2 protein-coding genes are annotated in these 3,362 nt (G+C 27.1%); both read right to left on the reverse strand.

The window, feature by feature from the left end:
* Positions 1–10: 10 nt before the first annotated feature.
* Positions 11–880, reverse strand: coding sequence for an ankyrin repeat domain-containing protein (locus tag AJ886_RS04765; RefSeq protein WP_070287149.1), 870 nt, complete (start codon positions 878–880; stop codon positions 11–13).
* Between the two features lie 39 nt (positions 881–919).
* Positions 920–3,362, reverse strand: a 2,443-nt coding sequence (locus AJ886_RS10685) for a type VI secretion system Vgr family protein (protein WP_070287258.1), incomplete at its 5' end; no start/stop codon positions are given.

Below are 3,362 nucleotides of genomic sequence, written 5' to 3' on the forward strand. Positions count from 1 at the left end.
CTCCTTTTTATTATTTTTTTATCTTTCTTCTTTCTTCATACATTTTAATTTGTTCTGGTTCCTCTAAACTTGTATCAATATTGTATTCTTTAACCAATTGTTCCCAAGTCTTAGCACCTGCTTTTTTTAAGATTGTTTTATTTTTATTTATCCCAAAAGAAATAGCCCTATCTAATGGAGTATCAGGTTCAAAATAATCAATTTTATCATCTTTAATTTCATTGATAGTGCAATTAGCAGCATTGACATCAGCTCCATATTTGATCAAAATTTCCAAACAAGTTCCAATAGGTTTTTTATCAGATGTTGCAGCTATATGTAAAAGGGTTTTTCCTGCATCGATATAACTATGTTCATGTTCTGTTTCAATCCTTCTCATATTTACATCAGCACCAAATTGTAAAGCCACTTCTAAAGAATTTACAGACTCAGGATCACCAAGCAATATCCAAGAATGCAAAGGAGTGGCACCTCGTTCATCATAAACTTCAAATTTACATCCTTTTTTAAAAAAATAATCAATCATTTTTTTATTTTTTCCACCTACTCCAATATAACTAGTAAGGGCATTTTTTCCTAAACATTCATCATCAGCTTTAAGTCCTAAACTCTCAAAATACTCCATCATTTCAAAACTTTGACTCTTATCATAAGCGATCCCTGCCCAAGCTAAAGTAGAACTAGGGCTAAAAAAAGGTATAGGATGATTACACCAATATACCTTACGACGTTTCTCTAAAAATACTTCAGGCACGGGATAATCTTTTAAAAACTCTTTCACTTCTTTAAGTTTATTATTTTTAATAAGATCAAAAAACTCCCAACCTAACTCCCTTATAGCTTCTTCATCCATAGCTTGCATTTCTTCTAAAGTTTTCATTTGTTTTTCCTTGTGTTGTTATAATTTAAAAAATTAGTTTTAATCCACTCTTAGATCACCGCCTTTGATCCTTAAGCCCTTATCGTCTATAATAATTTGCATTTTACCTACTTGTATTACAATTTTATCTTCTGTTTGAGAAATGATTGTATTTTTTACCCTAGAAACAATATGTTCTTGTGCTACTAAAACGCTATCTTTGTTTGCTAAAGTATTAACTCTATCAGCTGCAAAAGTACAATCTTTTCTAGCTTTAAAACTAATAGAATCATCTGCTTCGGCTTTAATATATTCATTTGTTTCCAAGGTCATATCTTTTTTGGAATAAAATTTTACAGAGTGGTTAGTTTGGAGCACATAAGAACCTCTTATGGTTTCATTTTTATTATGTCCTACTCTATAAATAGAATCATTTTTAATATCTTGTTCTAGATTATTATTTACAAAGACTCTTTTGTCATTTCCTATTTTTTCTTCGTGGTTTTGCCCTATGTTTATTTCATTGCTAATCCCCACATTTAAAGTATTACTTAAACCTACATTGGTATCTTTAGAGAGTAAAGTATTTTCTAAATATTCAGCCCCTACATTGACATTTTTAAATCCTGCGATATTTTGCATATGACCTAAAGTGATAAATTCAGTATATAAGGCTCCTACTTCTGAAGTTTTGTTGCTTTTTATAGTTTGTTCATAATTATTGCCTATTTCTTCTTTATAATCTTTTTGCGCTAAGATATAAATTTCTTCTTTATCTTTATCATTTTTTAAAGTGATTTCATTTCTTGCTTTTGCATCGGTATTATCTACTCCTATTGTAGAATTTGCTAAAGTAAGATAATGATTATTAATAGAGCTTAATTCATAATCTGTATTTTCTTGAAGTTTTAAGGTATCTAAGCCTTGATTGATCATAATAGGAACTTCGCTTAAATAACTTAAAGTGCTAGTGGCAATCTCTCTTTGATATCTTGGATAATTATATTGAGGCATAGTTGTAGTCCCATTATACAAACTTCCACTTACATAAGGTTTATCTATATCATCATCTAAAAAAGAAATAATCACTTCATCTCCTATTCTTGGAGTATGAAAAAAACCTGAATGATTACTTGCTATATGAGAAGCTACTCTTAAAAAAGGAGTGTGATGATAAGATTTATAAGTATTGCTTGATAAATTAGAAGAATTTATATCTATATCATTTGCAATAAAAGTATCATTATCTAATTCTTCTTGATTAGCATAAAGATTAATCCTTACCTTAACCCTTCCATGCTCATCAGTATAAATAGTATTTCTCTCACTTTCTATATCTTTACTCTCTCCTATAACAATACCTTGAGTGCTATTAGGAGCTTTAGGTTTAGCTTTAAAACTTGGAGTAAAGATAATATTCTTTTTTAATAAAGTTAAAGTATTAGAATAAGATTTACTTAAATTTAAATCTTTTAAATTTAAATGATCATTAGTATTAATAGAATTAGCTAAGATAGCATCATCAATTAAGATTTGAGTATTAGCAATAATAATAAAGTCTTTAAGCAAAGAAGCTTTATCTTGTTTTTCTTCATCTTGATTTTTTATTTCTTCTTGATGATTAAACTCCTTATAATTTAAAGTGATAAAATCTCCTAAGCTAAGATGATAAATATTACTTTTTGCTAGTAAGCTTTCATTTAATACTAAGGCTCTTTTTTCTTTAAGAGAAGGCTTAGTCTTTAAATCAATGCTTTTTGTAAAAGAATATTCACTCTCATAAAAATGTTCATTATAATAAGCTTTGTTATTAAGTTCTTGTTCATAAGGAACTTTATTAGAATGTAAAGATAAAAGATTTAAAGGAGTGTTAGCATTAATACTAGAATGTGTAAAAGAATTAGTTCTTAAGTTTTGCTCTTTATAAATAGAAGAAATACAAGCTTGATTTAAAATATTATTAACATTAGGATTATACTCAATTTCTTTATTTTTTACATTTTTATACACATCACAAAAATAAATAGTGTTCTCATCTTCATAAAAAAAGATTCCATTATTATGGCTTAATCTTGTAATAAAGTCTAAATCACTTTCATTGTATTGAGAGATGAGTTCTTGTTCTTCATAATTAAAATGTATATTAGAATAATCAATTTCTTTATGTAAGATATCTTGATAAAAACCAAGGGTTTGTTTAATCACTTCTATAATATTAGTATGAGTATAAATACGATTGGCTTTATTTAAAGAAAGTCTTATCAAGACTGATTGAAGCTTAAAAGAAAAAAAATGCTTGTATTTTATTTGCTTAGTATTTGAAGTGCTATCATTAATATTTAAAGCACTTTCATGATTAATACCTAGATATTTTATATAAGTGATAATTCCCTTATAATTTTTTACTTCATTGTTATCAAAGTTTAAGGTATTATTCTCATAAGGATTATGGATACTTAAAATAGCTTCTTGATCGATTAAAACATTAGGATGAAAATTAAAA

This window comes from Campylobacter sp. BCW_6465 (genome assembly GCF_001762815.1).
GTDB lineage: Bacteria > Campylobacterota > Campylobacteria > Campylobacterales > Campylobacteraceae > Campylobacter_D > Campylobacter_D jejuni.